General features: G+C 73.6%; 24 protein-coding genes and 1 pseudogene. 9 read left to right on the top strand and 16 right to left on the bottom strand.

The window, feature by feature from the left end; translation table 11 throughout:
* Positions 1–204 precede the first annotated feature (204 nt).
* Positions 205–1,719: a condensation domain-containing protein gene (locus ACZ49B_RS10645; protein WP_468303094.1), complete on the top strand. Its 1,515-nt coding sequence runs from the start codon at positions 205–207 to the stop codon at positions 1,717–1,719.
* 19 nt (positions 1,720–1,738) lie between these two features.
* Here ACZ49B_RS10645 and ACZ49B_RS10650 read toward each other — a convergent pair whose 3' ends face one another.
* Positions 1,739–2,959 carry an RNA polymerase sigma factor gene (locus ACZ49B_RS10650; protein WP_468303396.1) on the bottom strand — a complete coding sequence of 407 codons (1,221 nt, stop codon included), beginning with the start codon at positions 2,957–2,959 and terminating at the stop codon, positions 1,739–1,741.
* Between the two features lie 101 nt (positions 2,960–3,060).
* Entirely contained in the window at positions 3,061–3,420 is a 360-nt protein-coding gene (locus tag ACZ49B_RS10655) for a YciI family protein (RefSeq protein WP_468303096.1), read from the bottom strand.
* Between the two features lie 174 nt (positions 3,421–3,594).
* Here ACZ49B_RS10655 and ACZ49B_RS10660 point away from each other — a divergent pair, with 174 nt between their 5' ends.
* Complete coding sequence (locus ACZ49B_RS10660) at positions 3,595–3,969, top strand: DoxX family protein (RefSeq protein WP_468303099.1); 375 nt, start codon at positions 3,595–3,597, stop codon at positions 3,967–3,969.
* A gap of 29 nt (positions 3,970–3,998) precedes the next feature.
* Here the strand turns inward: ACZ49B_RS10660 and ACZ49B_RS10665 are convergent, their stop codons facing one another.
* The 4 genes and pseudogenes from ACZ49B_RS10665 to ACZ49B_RS10680 all read right to left on the bottom strand — a co-directional run bounded on the left by ACZ49B_RS10665 (position 3,999) and on the right by ACZ49B_RS10680 (position 5,278).
* Positions 3,999–4,268 carry a hypothetical protein gene (locus ACZ49B_RS10665; RefSeq protein WP_468303399.1) on the bottom strand — a complete coding sequence of 90 codons (270 nt, stop codon included), beginning with the start codon at positions 4,266–4,268 and terminating at the stop codon, positions 3,999–4,001.
* Positions 4,269–4,317: 49 nt separating this feature from the next.
* On the bottom strand, positions 4,318–4,542 hold the full coding sequence (locus tag ACZ49B_RS10670) for a hypothetical protein (protein ID WP_468303401.1): 225 nt from the start codon (positions 4,540–4,542) through the stop codon (positions 4,318–4,320).
* A 50-nt stretch (positions 4,543–4,592) separates the two neighbouring features.
* Positions 4,593–4,748 (bottom strand): annotated as a pseudogene (locus ACZ49B_RS10675) (iron uptake transporter deferrochelatase/peroxidase subunit); the annotation flags it as partial.
* Entirely contained in the window at positions 4,676–5,278 is a 603-nt protein-coding gene (locus tag ACZ49B_RS10680; RefSeq protein ID WP_468303404.1) for a Dyp-type peroxidase, read from the bottom strand. The pseudogene ACZ49B_RS10675 and the gene ACZ49B_RS10680, both read right to left, overlap by 73 nt.
* Positions 5,279–5,427: 149 nt before the next feature.
* On the opposite strand from ACZ49B_RS10680, the gene ACZ49B_RS10685 reads away from it, so the two are divergent.
* The 3 genes from ACZ49B_RS10685 (at position 5,428) to ACZ49B_RS10695 (ending at position 7,298) form a co-directional block, all read left to right on the top strand.
* On the top strand, positions 5,428–5,766 hold the full coding sequence (locus ACZ49B_RS10685) for a thioredoxin family protein (protein ID WP_468303102.1): 339 nt from the start codon (positions 5,428–5,430) through the stop codon (positions 5,764–5,766).
* 136 nt (positions 5,767–5,902) lie between these two features.
* A complete protein-coding gene (locus ACZ49B_RS10690; protein ID WP_468303104.1) occupies positions 5,903–7,090 on the top strand; it encodes a cytochrome P450 in 1,188 nt (395 codons plus the stop codon).
* Between the two features lie 4 nt (positions 7,091–7,094).
* Entirely contained in the window at positions 7,095–7,298 is a 204-nt protein-coding gene (locus tag ACZ49B_RS10695; RefSeq protein ID WP_468303107.1) for a ferredoxin, read from the top strand.
* 71 nt (positions 7,299–7,369) lie between these two features.
* Here ACZ49B_RS10695 and ACZ49B_RS10700 read toward each other — a convergent pair whose 3' ends face one another.
* Positions 7,370–8,368 (bottom strand): BtrH N-terminal domain-containing protein, encoded by a 999-nt coding sequence (locus ACZ49B_RS10700; protein ID WP_468303110.1) that lies wholly within the window; start codon positions 8,366–8,368, stop codon positions 7,370–7,372.
* A 105-nt stretch (positions 8,369–8,473) separates the two neighbouring features.
* Here ACZ49B_RS10700 and ACZ49B_RS10705 point away from each other — a divergent pair, with 105 nt between their 5' ends.
* On the top strand, positions 8,474–8,827 hold the full coding sequence (locus tag ACZ49B_RS10705) for a DUF1304 domain-containing protein (protein ID WP_468303113.1): 354 nt from the start codon (positions 8,474–8,476) through the stop codon (positions 8,825–8,827).
* Positions 8,824–9,450, top strand: a complete 627-nt coding sequence (locus ACZ49B_RS10710) for a TetR/AcrR family transcriptional regulator (protein WP_468303116.1) — start codon at positions 8,824–8,826, stop codon at positions 9,448–9,450. The genes ACZ49B_RS10705 and ACZ49B_RS10710 overlap by 4 nt, the downstream gene beginning before the upstream one ends.
* A gap of 117 nt (positions 9,451–9,567) precedes the next feature.
* Here the strand turns inward: ACZ49B_RS10710 and ACZ49B_RS10715 are convergent, their stop codons facing one another.
* Positions 9,568–9,774: a cold-shock protein gene (locus ACZ49B_RS10715; RefSeq protein ID WP_030295647.1), complete on the bottom strand. Its 207-nt coding sequence runs from the start codon at positions 9,772–9,774 to the stop codon at positions 9,568–9,570.
* Positions 9,775–9,898: 124 nt separating this feature from the next.
* The gene (locus ACZ49B_RS10720) at positions 9,899–10,267 is read right to left on the bottom strand and encodes an HGxxPAAW family protein (RefSeq protein WP_468303119.1); all 369 of its coding nucleotides are present in this window, start codon (positions 10,265–10,267) and stop codon (positions 9,899–9,901) included.
* 108 nt (positions 10,268–10,375) lie between these two features.
* Between ACZ49B_RS10720 and ACZ49B_RS10725 the strand changes: the two genes are divergently transcribed.
* Complete coding sequence (locus ACZ49B_RS10725) at positions 10,376–10,870, top strand: MarR family winged helix-turn-helix transcriptional regulator (protein ID WP_468303122.1); 495 nt, start codon at positions 10,376–10,378, stop codon at positions 10,868–10,870.
* 126 nt (positions 10,871–10,996) lie between these two features.
* Entirely contained in the window at positions 10,997–12,496 is a 1,500-nt protein-coding gene (locus ACZ49B_RS10730) for a DEAD/DEAH box helicase (protein WP_468303125.1), read from the top strand.
* 80 nt (positions 12,497–12,576) lie between these two features.
* Here the strand turns inward: ACZ49B_RS10730 and ACZ49B_RS10735 are convergent, their stop codons facing one another.
* The 7 genes from ACZ49B_RS10735 to ACZ49B_RS10765 all read right to left on the bottom strand — a co-directional run bounded on the left by ACZ49B_RS10735 (position 12,577) and on the right by ACZ49B_RS10765 (position 17,910).
* The gene (locus ACZ49B_RS10735; RefSeq protein WP_468303128.1) at positions 12,577–13,509 is read right to left on the bottom strand and encodes a class I SAM-dependent methyltransferase; all 933 of its coding nucleotides are present in this window, start codon (positions 13,507–13,509) and stop codon (positions 12,577–12,579) included.
* A 217-nt stretch (positions 13,510–13,726) separates the two neighbouring features.
* Positions 13,727–14,254: a hypothetical protein gene (locus ACZ49B_RS10740; RefSeq protein WP_468303130.1), complete on the bottom strand. Its 528-nt coding sequence runs from the start codon at positions 14,252–14,254 to the stop codon at positions 13,727–13,729.
* 119 nt (positions 14,255–14,373) lie between these two features.
* Positions 14,374–15,108: an SDR family oxidoreductase gene (locus tag ACZ49B_RS10745; RefSeq protein ID WP_468303133.1), complete on the bottom strand. Its 735-nt coding sequence runs from the start codon at positions 15,106–15,108 to the stop codon at positions 14,374–14,376.
* A 138-nt stretch (positions 15,109–15,246) separates the two neighbouring features.
* On the bottom strand, positions 15,247–15,777 hold the full coding sequence (locus ACZ49B_RS10750; protein ID WP_468303136.1) for an SRPBCC family protein: 531 nt from the start codon (positions 15,775–15,777) through the stop codon (positions 15,247–15,249).
* A gap of 499 nt (positions 15,778–16,276) precedes the next feature.
* Positions 16,277–16,447 (bottom strand): hypothetical protein, encoded by a 171-nt coding sequence (locus ACZ49B_RS10755; protein WP_468303138.1) that lies wholly within the window; start codon positions 16,445–16,447, stop codon positions 16,277–16,279.
* The gene (locus ACZ49B_RS10760) at positions 16,432–16,677 is read right to left on the bottom strand and encodes a hypothetical protein (protein ID WP_468303141.1); all 246 of its coding nucleotides are present in this window, start codon (positions 16,675–16,677) and stop codon (positions 16,432–16,434) included. The genes ACZ49B_RS10755 and ACZ49B_RS10760 overlap by 16 nt, the downstream gene beginning before the upstream one ends.
* Before the next feature lie 219 nt (positions 16,678–16,896).
* On the bottom strand, positions 16,897–17,910 hold the full coding sequence (locus ACZ49B_RS10765) for an NUDIX domain-containing protein (protein ID WP_468303144.1): 1,014 nt from the start codon (positions 17,908–17,910) through the stop codon (positions 16,897–16,899).
* Positions 17,911–18,051: the final 141 nt, after the last annotated feature.

Below are 18,051 nucleotides of genomic sequence, written 5' to 3' on the forward strand. Positions count from 1 at the left end.
CGTGGGGGTGGTTCCCGCCGGGCCGCCGGCGCGGCTACCGAGCTGACGAAGCCGTCGTGCGGTCGGTGGAGCGGTGCCCTGGGCCGGGGACGTGCCGCGTCCCGCGCAGTGCCACGACCGGTGAACGAACTGGTGGGCGTCACTTCCGTGGGCCGGGTGTCGTTAGGGCCTCGGGGTTGACTCTGGGGGCGAAGGGATGACGGAATGCGGCAGTTTCCTCTGGAGATGCACCACATGGCACCCGGACGGGTCGTCGAGTGGCGGTTGCGGTCCACGGCCGGGGCGGCGGCGGACGCCGGCGGCGCGGGCGGTGCGCCGGGCGGTGCAGCGGGCGATGGGGCGGGCAGGAGGGCTTCGTTCAACCAGGACAAGCACTTCACCGTCGCCGAGGAGAGCCGCGGCGCCGACGATCCCGTCGCGTCCTGGGTCGCCGTCACCTTCGAGGTCGCGGGTGCGCTCGACGAGCAGGCCCTGACCCGGGCCCTGCTGGCCTTCGTACGCCGGCACGAGGTACTGCGGTGCGAGTTCCGGCGCCTCGCGGGCGAGTTGGCGTGCGAGCCGATCGACGCCGGTGAACTCGCCCTCGACACCGCCCCCGTGGCCGCCTTCGACTCCGCCGACGAGCTGCGGGCCTTCCTCGTCGAGCGGTTCACGCGCAGCATCGACACCCTCTCCTGGCCGCTGTTCACCATGGGCGCCGTCCTGCGCGAGGACTCCGCGACCGTCTACCTGGCCTTCGACCACATCGTCTGCGACGGCCTGTCGATGCCGATCGTCGTCCACGAGGTGCAGAGCGCGTACGAGGCGCTGCTCCGCGGCGAGGACGTCGATCTGCCGCCCGCACCGAGCTACCTCGACTTCGCCGAGGAGCAGCGCCGCCGCTACCTCTCCATCGACGCCGACGACGAACGTCTCGGCTACTGGAAGTCGTTCATGGCGCGCGGCGGCGGCGAGTTCTTCCCCCGCTTCCCGCTCGAACTCGGCGTGGAGCCGGACCGGATGTACCCGATCGTCAACGAGGCCTCCACGCTGCTGGACGCCGCCGAGGCCGAGGTGTTCGAGAAGGCCTGCCGGGCGGTCGACGGCAAGCCGTTCATGGGGGTCCTCGCCGCCGTCGCGGTCTGTCTGCGCGAGGCCGGCGGGCCGGGTGCGTACCGGGGCTTCATGCCGCTCAGCGAGCGCGGCCGGGGCGGCTGGGCGAACTCGGTAGGCTGGTTCGTCAACACCCTGCCCATCGAGTTCGACGCCTCGCCCGGCCGGGACTTCGCCCAGGTCATCGCCGCGGTCCGGGCCGGGTTCGGCAAGATGATGGAGCACATCGACGTGCCGTTCGTCCGGGCCTGGCAGCTCCTGGCGCCCACCGAGTTCGCCGCCCGCTCGTGGCCGTACCCGGTGAACTTCTTCTCGTACATCGACGCCCGCAAGTGTCCCGGCGCCGAGCGGCACGAGGACTGGCGGCCGACCTCTCACGTGTGGTCGGCGCGCGCCAACGGCGCCTGCTCCTGGTTCCAGCGGGACGCGGACGGCCTGCACATGAACTCGCTCTACGTGGACACCGCCGCCGCCCGACGCACCATGGACGACTTCCAGGAGGCGCTGCGTCAGACGGTCCGGGAGATCGCCCGGCACGGCGCGTTCCGCCGGCCGATCGCGCTGACGTCGCCCCGCCGGGCCGTCGGGACCCCGCTCGACTCCGCCCCGTACGCCCGCCGCTCCTGACGACGCCGGCCGCCCGTGTTCACACGCGGGCGGCACGCCCGAGCAGCAGCGCCCGTTCCCGTGCGTTGCGCGTGAGCGAGGCGGCGCGTTCGAACTCCGTCCGGGCCTCGTCCCGGCGGCCCAGCCGCTCCAGCAGGTCGCCCCGTACGCTCGGCAGCAGGTGGTAGGCGCGCAGGGCCGGTTCCCCGGCCAGGGCGTCGACCAGCGGCAGCGCCGCTTCCGGGCCCTGTGCCATCGAGACGGCGACCGCCCGGTTGAGTTCCACGACCGGCGACGGGACCAGCTCGACGAGCCGCCCGTAGAGGGTCGCGATGGTCGCCCAGTCCGTGTCCTCGTAGCGGACCGCCTCCGCGTGGCAGCCGGCGATCGCGGCCTGGACGGAGTACGGGCCGCTCCCCGCGTGCTGCATCGCCAGGGCGCCGCGGCGGATCAGCATCCGGTTCCACTTGGCCCGGTTCTGGTCGGCGAGCAGCACGGGCTCGCCGTCGGGCCCGGTGCGGGCGGAGATCCGGGAGGCCTGGAACTCCAGCAGGGCCGCCAGCCCGTGCACCTCGGGCTCCCCGGGCATCAGGCCGGCCAGGACCCGGGCCAGGCGGAGGGCGTCCTCGCACAGGGCGGGGCGGACGAGGTGGTCGCCGGCGGTCGCCGAGTAGCCCTCGTTGAAGATCAGGTAGATGACCTCCAGGACCGAGGCGAGCCGCTCCTCGCGGTCCGCTCCGTACGGGACCTCGAAGGGCACGTCCGCCTTGGCGAGCGCCCGCTTCGCCCGGACGATGCGCTGGGCGACGGTCGGCTCCGAGGCCAGGAAGGCGCGGGCGATCTCCTGGGTGGTCAGCCCGCCCATCAGGCGCAGGGTGAGCGCGATCCGCGCCTCGGTGGCCAGGACGGGATGGCAGGCGGTGAAGATCAGCCGCAGCAGGTCGTCGTCGATGTCGTCCGGGGCCGCCGGCTCGGCGGGCGGCGGCACGTCCTCCAGGCTCCGGCCGACCTCGGCGAGCTTGCGGGCGTACGTCTCCTTGCGGCGGACGAGGTCGATCGCGCGGTGTTTGGCGGTGGCCATGAGCCAGGCGCCCGGCTTGTCCGGGACACCCGACTCCGGCCACTGTTCCAGGGCGGCGACCAGCGCGTCCTGTGCGATCTCCTCGGCGATGCCGAGGTCGCGCACGATGCGCGCCACACCGGCGATGATCCGTGCCGATTCGATCCGGAACACCGCTTCGACCGCCTGGGTCGCACTCACTGCCGTCACGGCCACCCATCAGAGCAGCCGTGACGGGGCAGGGCAAACGCGGCGCGGCGCGGGGCGCAGTCGCGGGTGGCCGGCCCGCGGTCGCAGTGCGGTCAGCCCTCGTCGATCTGGCGCAGTTCGGCGCCGACCGTCCACTCCTCGGGGTGGATCTCGAGGAACCGCTTGGTCCACTCCAGCGCCTCGGCCTTGTCCTTGGCCTGGAGGATGGCGTAGCCGCCGACGACCTCCTTGGTCTCGGTGAAGGGCCCGTCGGTGTAGCTCAGCTTGCCGCCGGACCAGGTCACCCGGGTCCCCTCGGAGGTCGGGAGCAGCCCGGCGGTGTCCAGCATCACCCCGGCCTTGGTGATCTCCTCCATCAGTGCGCCCATCCGCTGCCCGAACTCCGGCGGGAACTCGGTGTTGGCGGGAAGGGCCTGCTCGTCGATACGGATCATGGAAAGAAAGCGCGGCACGGTGACTCCTCGGTCGGACGGGCGGGGGCCTTCCCCGCCTCTCACTGCTTCGTCGAACGGGAGACGCCCGGATCGACAGCTCCCCGGAGATTTCTTCACAAGAAATCTTCCAGACCGAAAAGCCCTACCCGCGAGTAGGATCGCGGGTTCCGGCCCCTCCGAGAGGACCTTCCGATGCCGCGCACCCCTTCTTCCCCCGTCCTGCTCGCCGGCCTGCTGGCGACCGCGGGCGTCGCCCACGCGGTCGCGCCGAAGCAGTTCGACGCGATCGTGCCGAGCGCCCTGCCCGGCACCGCCCGGCAGTGGACGTACGTGAGCGGCGCGGCCGAGCTGGCGCTCGCCGCGGGCGTCGCCCATCCGCGCACCCGCCGGGTGGCGGCGCTGGCCGCGGCGGCGTTCTTCGTCGGGGTGTTCCCCGCGAACGTGAAGATGGCCGTCGACGCCCGTCGCCGCTCGCCCGCCGTACAGGCCGTGGCGATCGCCCGGCTGCCGCTGCAGCTCCCGCTGGTCCTGTGGGCCCGCAACGTCAGCCGGGGCGCGGCCGGCTGACGGCCCGCCACCGGGGTCGCGGGCCTGGGTCACCGGCTGTCGCCCGACCAGTCCCAGCGGTCCGGGTCGGCCGCGCGGCGGCGGTAGTGGGCGCGACCGCCGGCCCCGTAGCGACCTATCTCGGTGGGGAGACGCGCCTCTTCGGCGAGTTGGGACGGGCTCCAGCCCGTGATGTCCAGGAGGAGCCCGTCCAGGGGGCCGCCCACGAGTTCGCCGTAGACATGACCGGGGCGCGGGCCGGGGTCGGGGTCGTCGTGGTCGGCGCCGTAGACCCGGCGCCGGAGCATCCTGTCGTCCATGGCGCCCAGCTTCACAGGTACCACTGACAACGGCCTCGGGTCGCCGGTCTCAGCCTTCGAGCAGGCGCTGCCCGACGTACTCCCCCGGCGCGGCCCCACCCGGTACGCCGAACAGGGCGGACGCCTCGTGCTCGATGGAGCGCGCGAGGGCATCGCCCCGGGCCAGCCGCTGCTGGACGGGGACGAAGCCCGTACGGGGGTCGGCCTGCCAGGCGACGAAGAGCAGGCCCGCGTCCGGCGTGCCGTCGGGGCGCAGGCCGTCGTGGTCGACCAGACGCGCCTCAGCATCGTCGCGCCGCCGTTGGTGCGCGGCGCGGCCAGCCGGACGTGGGCGTTGGTCGCGATGACGGGGCTCCCGTCGGACCGGACGGCGTCCAGGTCCACGAGGGTGCGCTCGGTGCCGCCGGTCAGCGGGGCGCCGTCGGCCACGCGCCGCCCGACGGCCTGCTCGCGGTGGTCGACGGGCAGCCCCTCCCAGGTGCCGAGCAGCATCCGGATCCGGCGTACGACGACGTACGAGCCGCCGGCCAGCCGGGCGTGTCCGGGCCGGTGACGAGGGTCCGGGCCCGCTGGGCGGGGTCGTCGGCCGGGGCCGGGTCGGCGGTGCCGTCGAGCCGGCCCATCAGGTTCCGGTGGGTTCCGGACACGGAACCGGGCCCGACCCCGACAGCCGCAGCCGCCCCGGACGGCCGGGTGAAACCGGACATCACCCACCGGGTCCGGGCCACGCCCCGGGGCAGCCGCTGGAGGGTGCGCAGGGCGTGCACGGCGACGAACGGGTCGTCGGCGCCGATCTGCACCAACAGGTCGCCGCCGCAGCGGGCCGGATCGAGCCGGTCGTCCGTGAACGCGGGCAGCGGGGCGAGCGCCTCCGGCCGGGCGGCGGCCGACCCCAGCCGGTCGAAAGGGCCCGCCCCGAAGCCGAAGGTGGCGGTGAGCGCTGCCGGACCGGCGCCGAGGGCGACGCCCGTGTCGCCGTCGACGCCCGCCGTCGGCTCGCCGAGGCTCATCCGGACGACCGCCCCGGTCCAGGTGCGCAGCAGCGCGGCGGCTTGGCGGAAACACCCGTTCCGGGCGGGAATTCGAGCCACGCGAACCCGGCAGCGATGATGGGGACCCGCCCACGCATCACTCGGCACACGAAGCAGGAGCACCGCCCATGGCACGTCGGGTACACCAGCCGCTGGAGAACCGGGAGTTCGACTTCATCCTCGACATGACCGAGGGGCCGGTTCTCGCCTACTTCATCGGGACCTGGCCCAAGGCCCTGGAGGCCTGCCGGGCGATGGACGCGCTCGTGGCGGAGGCGGCCGAGGAGTACGGCACGCGCCTGACGGCCGTCCGGACCGACATGACCCGCTGCCCCGAGCCGACCAGGCGCTTCGGCGTGGCCGGCGCGCCCACCCTCGTCCTCGTCAAGGACGGCGAGGCCGTGGCGAGCCGGGCCGGCGCGATGAGCCGCGCGGAGCTCCGGGAGTTCCTCGACGCCCATCTCTGAGCGGCTCGGCGGCCACTCGCCCGCGCGGGCCAAAGAGGGCTATCTGGCCGAAACTGGCATAGGTCAGATAGGTGCCTAGGGCATGTAATGGGTTCCGGCGAGACGGACACACGGAACCATGCTTACGAGGTGCTGCATGTCAGAGACCGTTGCCTTCCCTCAGGACCGAACCTGCCCCTACCACCCGCCGACCGCCTACCAACCCCTCCGCGAGGGCCGGCCGCTGTCCCGGGTCACCCTCTTCGACGGCCGCTCGGTCTGGGTGGTCACCGGGCACGCCGAGGCGCGCGCCCTGCTCTCCGACGGACGACTCTCGGCCGACCGGCAGAACGAGGCCTTCCCCGCCCCCACGAAACGGTTCAAGGGCCTGCAGAACCGCCGCACGGCCCTGCTGGGCGTCGACGACCCCGTGCACAACACCCAGCGCCGGATGCTCATCCCGAGCTTCACACTGAAGCGGACGGCGGCCCTGCGGCCCGCGATCCAACAGACAGTGGACCGGCTGATCGACGACATGATCGCGAGGGGGCCGGAGGCCGAGCTGGTCAGCGCCTTCGCCCTGCCCGTGCCGTCGATGGTGATCTGCGCCCTGCTCGGAGTCCCGTACGAGGACCACGAGTTCTTCGAGGCGCAGTCCCGGCGGCTGCTGCGCGGGCCGGAGCTCGCCGACGTGGAGGACGCGCGATCCCGGATCAACGGGTACCTGGCCGATCTGATCGAGCGCAAGCGCACGCGCCGGGGCGACGGGCTGCTGGACGAGCTCGTCGAGCGGCGCCTGGAGACCGGTGAGACCGACATCGACGAGCTGGTCTCGCTGGCCGCGATCCTGCTGATCGCGGGCCATGAGACCACGGCCAACATGATCTCGCTGGGTACGTTCACCCTCCTGCGGCACCCCGAGCAGCTGGCCGAGCTGCACGCCGACCCCTCGCTGATCTCGGTGGCCGTGGAGGAGCTGATGCGCTTCCTGTCCATCGCGGACGGGATGCTGCGGGTCGCGACGGAGGACATCGAGATCGGCGGCGTGACGGTCCGCGCGGACGACGGGGTGATCTTCTCCACCTCCGTCATCAACCGGGACGCGGCGGTGTTCGAGGAGCCCGACGCGCTGGACTGGCACCGGCCCGCCCGGCACCACGTCGGGTTCGGCTTCGGCGTCCACCAGTGCCTCGGGCAGAACCTGGCGCGCGCCGAGATGGAGATCGCCCTGGGGACGCTGTTCGCGCGGCTGCCGGGGCTCCGGCTGGCGGCGGAGCCGGACCGGATCCCGTTCCGGCCCGGCGACACCATCCAGGGCATGGTCGAACTCCCCGTGGCATGGTGAGGGCATGTCGCCACAGCGCATCGACATCGACACGGCCGTCTGCATCGGCGCCGGGCAGTGCGCCCTGACCGCGCCGGACGTGTTCACCCAGGACGACGACGGGTTCAGCCAGGTGCTCCCGGGCCGGGAGGACGGCAACGGCAGCCCCCTGCTCCGTGAGGCCGCCCGCGCCTGCCCGGTCGCCGCCATCCGGATCCAGGAGGAGTAACCGGCGGGATCCGGGAGGAGCAACCGGCGCGAGCGCAGCAGCGCAACCCGCGCGCCGGGAGCCCGTACGGCTCAGAACAGGGCGACGGCCCGGCGCTCCAGGTCCAGCGAGCGGTCCACGAGTTCGGCGCACGCGTCGAACAGGGCCCGCCGCGCGGCGGCGTCGGAGTCCGGGTCGGCCGTACGGGCCAAGTCCGCCAGCTCCGACCAGTGCCGGGCGGAGTCCCGCAGGAGCGAGGCCGCCTCCGGCCGCCCGGCAAGGTCGAGGAAATCGGCGTACAGCGGCCGCGTGGCGCCGGGGGCGGTCCACTCCTCCTCCAGGCAGGCGTACAGCCGCCCGGTGCCCACCCGGAACGCCTCCGGGCCGGCGAACCGCCGCTCCCAGCCGGTCTTGGTGCTCGTGTCCCGCAGCTGCGCGGCGAACTTCGCCATGCCGGAGAAGCCGAAGTTGACGTCGAACTGGTTGCCGAGCACCGGCCCGGTGAGCCGGGCGGCGGTGGTGGCGACCGCCTCGTCGAGGTCCGGCTCGCCGGTGGCCGGTCCGGTGGGCACCACCATCTGGTGGTGGCCCTTGCGGTGCCCCGTCCAGGCGGCGCCGAACTCCTCCCGGCCGATCCGGTACGGGACGTCGGCCCCGTCCTCGACGTACAGGGTCTCGCCCTCCGGACCCTCGTAGCCCGCGACGACCACGGTGTACGGATCCGCGCCGGCCATCTCCGGAACCCCGTGGTGCCAGGGCAGCCGGGACCGGTCGACCGTGCAGAACACCGGACGGCCGCCGTCGAGGGCGGCGCACATCCGCCCCCAGCGGGGTTTGGCGCTGCGCGTGGCCTCGTACGGGACGTGCAGCCGGCCCAGAGCCGTCTGCACCCAGGGTTGGGGGTGGGCCTGGGCGACGATCGTCGGCATCGGCGGGTGGCCCGCGTACTCGAAGACGAAGTACATGAAGCCGATCCCGCCCGCGAGGCCCGCGACCAGCACCTCGTCGTGCACGCTCCCGAGGGCGTGGCGGATGAGCGAGGCCTCGCGGTGGCGGCCGGTGCCGAAGTCCGAATGGACGAGGGGGGTCATGCGGTCAGCGTAGCCGCGCCCGTTCGGGTGATGGCGCACCCGACTTCCTGTACAGTTGTCCAGGAAGTGGCCCGCCCGACCCAAGCTCGCGAAACGGAGGTGGCCGTGCACACGGTCGCTCAGGTCCTCATCGGTGTCGTCGCAGCGCTGCACCTGTACTTCCTGGTCCTGGAGATGTTCCTGTGGCAGCGGCCGCCCGGCCGGGCCCTGTCCGGGTTCGACGAGGACCTCGCCCGCCGCACCGCACCGCTCGCCGCCAACCAGGGCCTCTACAACGGCTTCCTGGCCGCCGGCCTGGTCTGGTCGCTGGTCATCGATTCGCTCGCCACACAGATCTTCTTCCTCGTCTGCGTGATCGTCGCCGGGGCGTACGGGGCCGCGACCGCCCATCGCCGCATCCTGGTCGCCCAGGCCCTGCCCGGCGCGCTCGCCCTCGGCGCGGCGCTGCTGGCCGCGTGAGCCCCGAGGACACGGTGAGGCCCGAGCACCCCGAGCACCCCGTGAGCCCCGAGGACCCGCGGACCGCCCGCACCAAGGCCCGGCTGCGCGAGAGCCTGCTCGCCGCGTGCGCGGACCGGCCGCTCGGGGAGGTCAGCGTGTCGGCGGTGGTCCGCCGGGCCGGGGTCGGCCGCGCCACGTTCTACCTGCACTACGAGGACCTCCCGGCGCTGGCCGTCGACGCCTGCGCCGATGTGGTGCACGCGGCGGTCGACGCCCTGCACGCCTGGCAGACGGAGCCCGGAGCGCGGGCCCCGGCCCGGCCCCCGGCCGCGCTGGCCGGCTTCCTCGCCGACGCCGCCGCGCACGGGGCCCTGTACCGCACCCTGCTCCTGCCGGGCGGCGGCGGCCCGCTCGGCGAGCGGCTCCACCGGGAGCTGCGCGCCCGCGCCCGCGCCGAACGCACGGCGGCGGGCGCCCCTCACGCCGACCTGGTGGCCTCGGCGGTGGCCGCGACCTTCACCGGGATCCTCGCCGACTGGCTGCACGACGGCGTTCCGGGCTCCCCGGCGGAGCTGGCGGACCACGTCTGGCCGCTGCTGCTGGCCCTGCACCGCGCGGGCTCCCGGCCGCCCGGTCCGTGACGGCCTCCGGACCCGGCCCATGACCGCCTCCGCCTCCACCCCCGCCCCATGACAGCCATGAGCCCCGCCGGACCGACCGGCGGGGCTCATGTCACGGGCTGGGCTCGTGAAGTGGCGTCACCGAAGCGGGACCACATTTTCCGCCTGCGGGCCCTTGGGGCCCTGAGTGACGTCGTACTCGACCTTCTCGTTTTCCTGCAGCTCCTTGAAGCCGGTGCCCTGGATGGCGGAGAAGTGCACGAACACGTCGGGGCCGCCGTCGTCCTGCTGAATGAAGCCGAACCCCTTCTCCGAGTTGAACCACTTCACGATGCCTGTTGCCATCAGTACGGATCCTTCTCAACGTTCCACGCGGACCACACGTGAGGTGCAGCCGTCTCCATCCTGCCCAACCGTCCCGCGCGCCACACCCCAGGCGCGGCCAACCGGGGACAGTTAGAACTTTCGTTCACCCCCCGCCGTCCACTGCGGGTGACAGCTCGGCGGGCCGCGGCCGCGGGGCCGAGGCGGCGGCGCGCCGGGGTCCACCGACCCGGCAGCCCAGGCACTGTGCGTGCCCGGTCCGGGCGACGGTGTCCCGGGTGCGCCAGTCCCACTCGGCGCGGGGGCGCGGGCCGCCGGGCTTGCCCCAGCCGGCGAGGTGCAGGACCCAGGTGACGACCCCGGCCACGGCGACCAGGCCGAGGCCGAGCCAGATGCCGGGGGTCCAGGCCGCGCACACGGCGACCCCGGCTCCGGTACAGCCCAGCAGGGCCAGGGCGGTGCCGGTCCAGCCTGCGACGGTGTGGCCGAGGTCGACGTCTCCGTGCGCGCTCATGATTCTCCCCAGACGGACGGGCGGCAGTAGGCTCGAAGGGCGAGATGCCTTAGTGAGCAAGATAAGCATCTCACGAGCTAAGTTACTTAGACACTAAGGAGTATCTGCGTGCAGGGCAAGTCCCGCCCCGCGGCCACGCCCGCGGAGGCGCTGTCGCGCATGGACCGGTACGTCGCGCTCGGCCTCATCGGCCAGCAGGAAGTGGCGCAGCTGCTCGGGCTGAACGTCACCGACCTGACCTGCCTGGGCCACATTCTGGGAGCCGGGGACGCCCCGCTGGGCGCGGGCGACCTCGCCGAGCTGACGAACCTGACCACCGGGGCCGTCACCGGGGTGCTCAACCGGCTGGAGCGGGCCGGATACGCCCGCCGGCAGCCGGATCCCGCGGACCGGCGCCGGGTGCGCGTGGTCGCCGACCCGGCGGCCGCGGCCCGGGTCTTCGCCGTGTACGAGCCCTTCTACGCCCGGCTCGGCGCGGTGTTCGCCGAGTACTCCCCCGACGAGATCGCCGTCATCGCCGACTGGTTCGCGCGGGCGACGGTCGAGATGACCGCCCACCTCGCCGAGGTGCGGGGCGGGCAGCTCGGCCCCGTGGCTCCGTAGTCCCGTAACGCCGCGGTCCCGTGACCCTGCGGGCCGGTGACCCCGCAGGCCGGTGACCCCGCAGTCCCGTGGCGCGGCGGCCCCGATGGTAAAATTTCTCTTTTCACGTCTCACGGAAGGTTCTGCATGAGGAACCCGTCAGCACACGGGCGTTTCGGCATCAAGGCCGGAGCCAAGGCAGGCCCCAAGGGCGGTGCGAAGTCCGGCGGCAAGACCCCCCGGACCGCCCCCCTGCAGGGCGAGTTCGCGATGCCGAAGACGGTCGAGCCGGCGCTGCCGCCGGTGGAGGCGTTCTCCGAGCTCGACCTGCCCCGTGAGCTGGTGACGACGATGACCGACCTGGGGGTGACGGAGCCCTTCCCGATCCAGGCGGCCACGCTCCCCAACTCCCTGGCCGGCCGGGACATCCTCGGCCGCGGGCGGACCGGCTCCGGCAAGACCCTGGCCTTCGGCCTGGCCCTGCTGGCCCGTACCGCGGGCCGCAAGGCCGACCCGAAGCGCCCGCTGGCGCTGGTCCTCGTACCGACGCGCGAGCTGGCGCAGCAGGTGACCGAGGCGCTCACCCCGTACGCGCAGGCCCTGGACCTGCGGATGGCCACGGTGGTCGGCGGCCTGTCGATCGGCAGGCAGGTGAGCTCGCTGCGTACCGGCGCCGAGGTCGTGGTGGCCACCCCCGGGCGGCTCAGCGACCTGATCGGGCGGCGCGACGTCCACCTGGAGCGGGTGAAGATCACCGTTCTCGACGAGGCCGACCAGATGTGCGACATGGGCTTCATGCCGCAGGTCACGGAGATCCTGGACCAGGTGCACCACGCCGGGCAGCGGATGCTGTTCTCGGCCACCCTGGACCGCAACGTGGACCAGCTCGTGCGCAGCTACCTGAAGGACCCCGTCTCCCACACCGTGGACCCGTCGGCGGCCTCGGTGAGCACGATGGACCACCACGTGCTGCACATCCACTCCGCCGACAAGTACTCGGCCGCCACCGAGATCGCGGCGCGCGAGGGCCGGGTGCTGATGTTCCTGGACACCAAGCACGGCGTGGACCAGTTCGTGAAGCACCTGCGGGCCATGGGCGTACGCGCGGAAGGGCTGCACAGCGGCAAATCGCAGCCGCAGCGCACGCGGACGCTCGCCCAGTTCAAGACCGGGGCCGTCACGGTCCTCGTCGCGACGAACGTCGCCGCGCGCGGCATCCACGTCGACGACCTCGACCTCGTCGTGAACGTGGACCCGCCGGCCGACCACAAGGACTACCTGCACCGGGGCGGCCGTACCGCCCGCGCGGGCGAGTCCGGCAAGGTCGTCACCCTGGTCACCCCGAACCAGCGCCGGGACATGGTCCGGCTGATGGCCGAGGCCAAGATCCGGCCGACCACCACCCAGGTCCGCTCCGGCGAGGCCGCGCTGAGCCGGATCACCGGGGCCAAGCCCCCGTCCGGGGTGCCGCTGGCGGGCGCCGAGCCGACCGACGCGAAGGGCCGCCCCTCGGGCACGGACCTCGGCTTCCGCGGGATCGGTACGCGTCCGGGCCGGCCGGGGGCGGGCAAGGAGTCCCGCAAGACCTCGGAGGCCCGCAAGCTCGCCGAGGCGCGCCGCGCGGCCCGCGTCCGCAAGGGCGGCTGAGACCCGACGCCGTCGGTGCCGGTCCCCGGATCCGGGGGCCGGCACCGACGTGCGTACGCAGGCGGGAGGCGCGACCGGGGTCAGCCGCGGCGGCGCCGCCAGGACACGATCGCGCGGGTGATCACCGGCGGGAGCAGGTCCTTGGCCAGCCTGCGCCACGCGGTTCCGGCCCGCGGGCGGGGTCCGGGCTGGTGCACGGGCGGCACGACGGGCTCGGGCGCCGGACGCAGCGGCGCGGGCGGCGCGGGCGGGACGGCCCCTTCGTCACCGATGCGGACCAGGGACTGGCCGGCCACGACGTCCACCCCGTGCCACAGGTCCGTACGGCCTTCCAGCCAGCTGAGCAGCGCCGACCGGTAGGGCGCCGGGTCGTCCCAGGTCGCGTACAGCTTCGACGCGGACACGGCGATCAGGTGCAGCTCGTCGGTGGCCACCGCGCCCCACACGGCGGCGGCGACACCGGGGCAGTGCTCGGAGCGGTAGTCGTCGAAGACGACCACGGCCCCCGGAGCCGCGACGACGCGCGAGGACGCGATGTCCTGGACGACGTGCTCGTAGAGGTGCGAGGCGTCGATGTGGATGAAGCGGCAGCTCGCCGGGCGCACCCGGTCGGCGACCACGAAGGTCGGTGCCTGGATGACCGTGGGCAGGGCCTCGTGGAAGGCCAGGTAGTTCGTCTCGAACCCGCGGCGGGTGAGCGTGGGGTACGAGCCCTGCATCTCGGCGACGTTGGAGTCGTCCGGCGCGGGCGAGTCGAAGAGGTCACAGACGGTGAACTCCTCTCCCTCCCGCAGGTACCCCCCGAGGAAGATCGCGCTCTTCCCCATGAAAGCGCCGAGCTCGAGAAGATCGCCCGGCTTTGCCTCTTCGCCGTTCTGGCGCGTCAGGAACCAGTCGAAAAGCACCTGGTCATAGTCCGAGAACCAGCCCTTGACCTGGCTGTACGCGGTCGGAGCGGGCGGAGCAGGCTCGCCGTCGGGGGTGGTGACGGGAGCTTGGGAAACGTGCGACACGGAGAGCAGCCTCCAGTGAAACGGCATCGGATCAACGCTGATACCCGGCCAGGTAGGCAGACCATAAACCCCCGAACAGCCGTGTGACGAGACTCCGGTGCTCAGCGGGCGGAACCGCGGGCCCCGTTTTCCCATCTTGCTCCCGATTGCCCCTTTCTTCCCAGCCGCACCTCTTCTCGGCTGTGCCCGGAGGGCCTGGCAGGGCGGGTCCGCGGCCTCAGTCCGTGATGTTGCGGCGGTGCAGGCGCTGGGCGGCGGTGTTGCGCACGCGGCGGGTGCGGGCCGTGGCGGAGAGCAGGTCGAGGGCCTCGTACGAGGGCAGCGACTGGGCGGCGGTGCGCTGGCACCAGTCGGAGGCGGCGGTGAGCTCGGCCGGCGACCACGGCTCACCGTCGGTGATCGCCTTGAGCAGGTTCCACTCGCGCAGCCGGCGGGCCGGGAAGGCGCGGGCGCCGATCGCGGTGTCCATGGCCCGGGCCCAGCCGGGGAAACCCGGGTCGGTCAGCAGGTGTGCGGCGCGGCGGTCGAGGTGGGTGACCACCGCGCTCTCGGCCATCACCGGGTCGCGATCGCGCAGCACGGCGGCCACGGCGTCCGCCTCGGCCCCGACCGTCGCACCGGCCGCGGCGGCCAGGGCGACGAGGTGGCGGGCGTAGCGCCAGTGGTCGGGCGCGGTGGTGGCCGAGCCCTCGGCGCGGTGCGCCGGGCCGCCCCCCTCGCGTATCTGGTTCTTGCTCATCCCCATGCCGCCCATTCCACACGACCGCCGTGAACGACCGGTGCGCAGGGGTGCCTCCGCGAGGCCGTCGCACCCGAGGGCGGCCGGGCCGTCCGGGAGCGCCTCGAGGGTGCGGCCCGTGCCCGTCAGACCTGCTCGAAGGAGAACGCCTTGATGAAGCAGTCGCGGGGCTGGCCGATGGCGAAGAAGATGCAGTCCACCAGCGACTGGGCGGTGAGCGGGTCCTTGACCGTGCGCGGGGCGCTCTCCCATTCCGGGGACAGCGGGTCGTGGTTGTCGAAGTCCGGCGGGTAGAGGGAGATGACGCGGACGCCCTGGTCGCGCAGCCGACGCGAGAGGATCTCGGTGAAGCCGGCCTGGGCGGACTTGGCGGCGTAGAACGCGTCGTGCGCGTCGGAGCGGTGGTGTCCGGTTTCGCCGCAGCCGGAGACCATCGTCACGATGTCGGGCTTGTCCGAGTTCAGCAGCAGCGGGAGGAAGGCCTTGGTGGCGAGGACGGTGCCGGTGGCGCCCGAGGCGAGGGTGTCGACCACGTCCGCGTCGGATGCGGAGAGCAGGTCCGTGCCGTGCTGGTAGCGGGAGCCGTTGTTCACGAGCACGTCGATGCGGTCGGTGCGGGCGGCCACCGCGGCGGCGAACTCCCGTACGGAGGCCGGGTCCGTGAGGTCGCACGCGAAGGCGTGGACGCGGTCGGCGTCGTGGCCCTGCGCGAGGATCTCCTCGCGGACGCGTGCGGCGGCTTCGAGGGTGCGCGCGGAGAGGTGGACCTCGGCGCCCCGGGCGGCGAACCGGAGGGCGAGGGTGCGCCCGAAGTCGCGGCCGGCGGCGGTGATGACGACGCGGTGGTGTTCGAGGTTCATGTCAACGCTCCTGGTTCCGTGGTCGTTACACATGATCCCAGGCGCGCGTACGGCTGTCCGGGCGGGGCGGAGGCGGGAGGTAGGGGGCGGCCGGGCGGGCCGACGCCGTGCTCCGGCCCCCCGCCGGTTCGTCCGGGCTCAGCTGCCGTGGGCCTCGTACCCGCCCCGGCCCTGGTCCGAGTCGTGCCCCGGCTCGGGCAGCGGAGCCCCGGTCTCCAGCAGGGTCTTGAGGCTGGAGGCGAGCATCGGCCAGGCGCGGCTGCACATGCCGATCAGGGTGCCGCCGGGCTGGAAGCCCTCGTGGTGGATGGTCAGCCGTGCGAGCGTGTCCCCGACGGGCTCGATCTCGTACGTCACCTTCGTACGCCGCTCCTGCGCCAGCTCGGCCCGCAGCTCCTCGGCGACCCCGGCCGAGGCCGCCCACTGCGGGGTGAAGGTGTGCCAGGTGTAGGAGAGCCGGCGGTTCGGGACGCAGGCGAGGACCACCTGTTCGGGATCGCTCGTCCGGGCCCCGCGCTCCACCCAGTCCATCCTCGATCCCACCGCCCAGTCGGTCTCGAAGCTCAGCCCCCAGTACCGCCGGGTGAAGGCGGGCTCGGTCAGGGCCTGCCAGACCCGGTCGGGATCGGCCTGGACGTACAGGGTGTAGGTGATCGCGCTGTCGCTCATCCCCCCATGCTGCGGGACCGGAGCCCGCGGGCCCCGGATTTCCCAGGTCGCGGCGGGGGCGCCCGCCGTGTGCCGCCGCCGGATCCGGGTGCGGTTCGGGCGCGGCCCGGATCGTACGTGCTCGGCGGACATCCCGGGCCGGGGCCCCACACGTACGACGCGTACCTGGAGCGCCGGATCAGCGGCGTCCTACGATCCGCACGGGGTCGTCATCGCGCTCGACGGCGGCGGCCGGTGGATCGGCCTTTCGGCGATCTCCGACTGGCGGGCCGAGGGCTACGTGTTCAGCGAGATGACGGGTTCGAGAAACCCACCGCCGGCAGGGGGTCTCGCTCGCCATGAAGGTGCTCGGCGTCGGATGCGCCCGCTCCTGCGGGGTCGCGACGATCCGCACCGTCCACACCCGGCGAGCACCCGGGCCATCGCGATGAACCGCCGCCTCGGCTTCACCGACGCCGCATGGCCCCACCCCTGAGCCCGTGACGCCCCACCGGGCGGGTCAGTGGACGTGCAACGCGACGGCACGGAGCCCGCGCCCCGCAGCGGCGGCAGACCGCCAGACGCGGAGGGGGCCGTCGGTGACGGGCTCCTCGCGGGCGCCGTAGTCCAGCCGGTCCCGGTCGGCGACGCGGGCCCGTTCCCCGGCGGTGAAGGTCAGCGCCCGCTCCACGCCCGGCAGCGTCCGGCGCACCTCGGCGCGGCGAGGAGCACGTTGCCGCACCAGCCGGGCAGCAGGGAGGCCCGGTCCGGTCCGACGGCATGGAACAGGGCGGCGACCGCGTAGTCCTTGCGGTGCACGGAGACGATCGTGCCCGCCGGGTCCGGCTCGGGCTCCCAGAGGTCCTGCATGACAGGGAACTCCGGGTCGGTGATGCCGTTGCAGAGGTCGTCGACGCGCACGCCGGGGCGGGTCAGGTCCCAGAACGAGTCGATGGCCCCACTGAGTGCCCGGTCGGTGTGCCGGCTGCGGTGGTCCGGCAGCGGGGCGCCCCGCCAGGCTGCCCAGCGGTGGCGGGCCGCCGGGTTCGTACGGTCGGCTTCGAGGGCCGGCGCGAGGCGGGGCGCGAGCTCCGCGACGACGGAGTCGGGGTGGCTGCTGCCTGACAGGGTCCGGTGGTGTTACCAGCGGGTGCCCCGGTCGGGGAGTTCCGTGAGGGGGGTGCGGGGTGGGCGGGGAAGGGAGAGGCGGGCGCGGGCCGTGTGGACCGCGGCGAGTTCGGCGTGGCCCGCCGGACCCCAGTCGGCGAGTTCGCGGACCTGCTCGGGGGTGGCCAGCAGGCGCGCGTACGCCGGGTCCGCGGACGGGGGCAGGGAGGTGAGGCGGGCCGCGAAACGGGGATGGGCGGCTTCGTCGGCGTACCGGTGGCCGAGCGGGGTGGAGTCCGCCGTGGGCGGCGGGAGCTGGGCGGTGCCGGTGGTGCGGCAGATCAGCAGCACGACCCGGCCGTCGGGGGCGAACAGCCAGGCCGAGGGCTCCCGTACGGGCAGCGCCGCGGGGGCCGGGCCGGAGTGCCAGGTGCCGTGGTGCGGGGTGCGGCGGGTGCGCAGGACCCCGAGCCGGTCCAGGGTGGTCGGCGCGACGGGACGGCCGGCCTCCAGCAGGGCCGGGCCGCCGCCGTTGATGCGGGCGCGCAGCGCCGACAGGGCGCGACGGGCGTCGCCCGGGTCCATCAGGGCGGGCAGGTCGGCCGGTTCGGCGAAGTGGACGCCGGTGATCTCCTGGGCGGGGAGGCGGATCGCATCGATGCGGTCCGGGGTCCAGGTGCCGCCGTCGTACACGAACAGGACCTCTCCCGGGAAGCGCATCTCGGGCGGGAAGCCGGGGGTGTCCGCCGGGATCCAGTCCACGGCGAGGCCGTTCGGGTAGCTGCCGTCGACACCGAGTTCCTCCCGCACCTCGCGGGCCGCGGCGGCCGACGGAGCCTCGCCGGCGTCCACCGCGCCCCCGGGCAGCATCCGGTCGGCGCGGTAGTCGACGCTCTGGACGAGGATCCGGCCGTCGGTGTCGGTGACCAGGACGACGGCGCCGGTCCAGAGCGCGGCCCGCGAAGCCCCGTACTCCTGCGGGGTCATCCACGTGCCCGGCCCTCCGCCGTCCTCGTCGGTCACGGCCTCGTCGGTCAGCTGCGGCATCGGAACTCCGTTCACCGTGGATGGGCCCTCTCCCGTGCAACAGCCCGTACCGCCCGCGGGTTACGCCGCTCGCGCCGCCCCGGCCGGTGACCGCTGCTTTGCCGCCCCTATACCTCTTTATTACCTTGTTACGCCCTCGTT

The organism is Streptomyces sp. NPDC031132 (genome assembly GCF_055570595.1).

What these genes read in the sequence shown, in the direction of transcription:
- ACZ49B_RS10685 (WP_468303102.1), top strand. Translation starts at nt 5,428, where the DNA reads ATGGCACGTCGGGTACACCAGCCGCTGGAGAACCGGGAGTTCGACTTC.
- ACZ49B_RS10745 (WP_468303133.1), bottom strand. Translation starts at nt 15,108, where the DNA reads ATGAACCTCGAACACCACCGCGTCGTCATCACCGCCGCCGGCCGCGAC.
- ACZ49B_RS10715 (WP_030295647.1), bottom strand. Translation starts at nt 9,774, where the DNA reads ATGGCAACAGGCATCGTGAAGTGGTTCAACTCGGAGAAGGGGTTCGGC.
- ACZ49B_RS10730 (WP_468303125.1), top strand. Translation starts at nt 10,997, where the DNA reads ATGAGGAACCCGTCAGCACACGGGCGTTTCGGCATCAAGGCCGGAGCC.
- ACZ49B_RS10695 (WP_468303107.1), top strand. Translation starts at nt 7,095, where the DNA reads ATGTCGCCACAGCGCATCGACATCGACACGGCCGTCTGCATCGGCGCC.
- ACZ49B_RS10720 (WP_468303119.1), bottom strand. Translation starts at nt 10,267, where the DNA reads ATGAGCGCGCACGGAGACGTCGACCTCGGCCACACCGTCGCAGGCTGG.
- ACZ49B_RS10660 (WP_468303099.1), top strand. Translation starts at nt 3,595, where the DNA reads ATGCCGCGCACCCCTTCTTCCCCCGTCCTGCTCGCCGGCCTGCTGGCG.
- ACZ49B_RS10690 (WP_468303104.1), top strand. Translation starts at nt 5,903, where the DNA reads ATGTCAGAGACCGTTGCCTTCCCTCAGGACCGAACCTGCCCCTACCAC.
- ACZ49B_RS10765 (WP_468303144.1), bottom strand. Translation starts at nt 17,910, where the DNA reads ATGCCGCAGCTGACCGACGAGGCCGTGACCGACGAGGACGGCGGAGGG.
- ACZ49B_RS10740 (WP_468303130.1), bottom strand. Translation starts at nt 14,254, where the DNA reads ATGGGGATGAGCAAGAACCAGATACGCGAGGGGGGCGGCCCGGCGCAC.
- ACZ49B_RS10645 (WP_468303094.1), top strand. Translation starts at nt 205, where the DNA reads ATGCGGCAGTTTCCTCTGGAGATGCACCACATGGCACCCGGACGGGTC.
- ACZ49B_RS10665 (WP_468303399.1), bottom strand. Translation starts at nt 4,268, where the DNA reads ATGGACGACAGGATGCTCCGGCGCCGGGTCTACGGCGCCGACCACGAC.
- ACZ49B_RS10750 (WP_468303136.1), bottom strand. Translation starts at nt 15,777, where the DNA reads ATGAGCGACAGCGCGATCACCTACACCCTGTACGTCCAGGCCGATCCC.
- ACZ49B_RS10700 (WP_468303110.1), bottom strand. Translation starts at nt 8,368, where the DNA reads ATGACCCCCCTCGTCCATTCGGACTTCGGCACCGGCCGCCACCGCGAG.
- ACZ49B_RS10680 (WP_468303404.1), bottom strand. Translation starts at nt 5,278, where the DNA reads ATGAGCCTCGGCGAGCCGACGGCGGGCGTCGACGGCGACACGGGCGTC.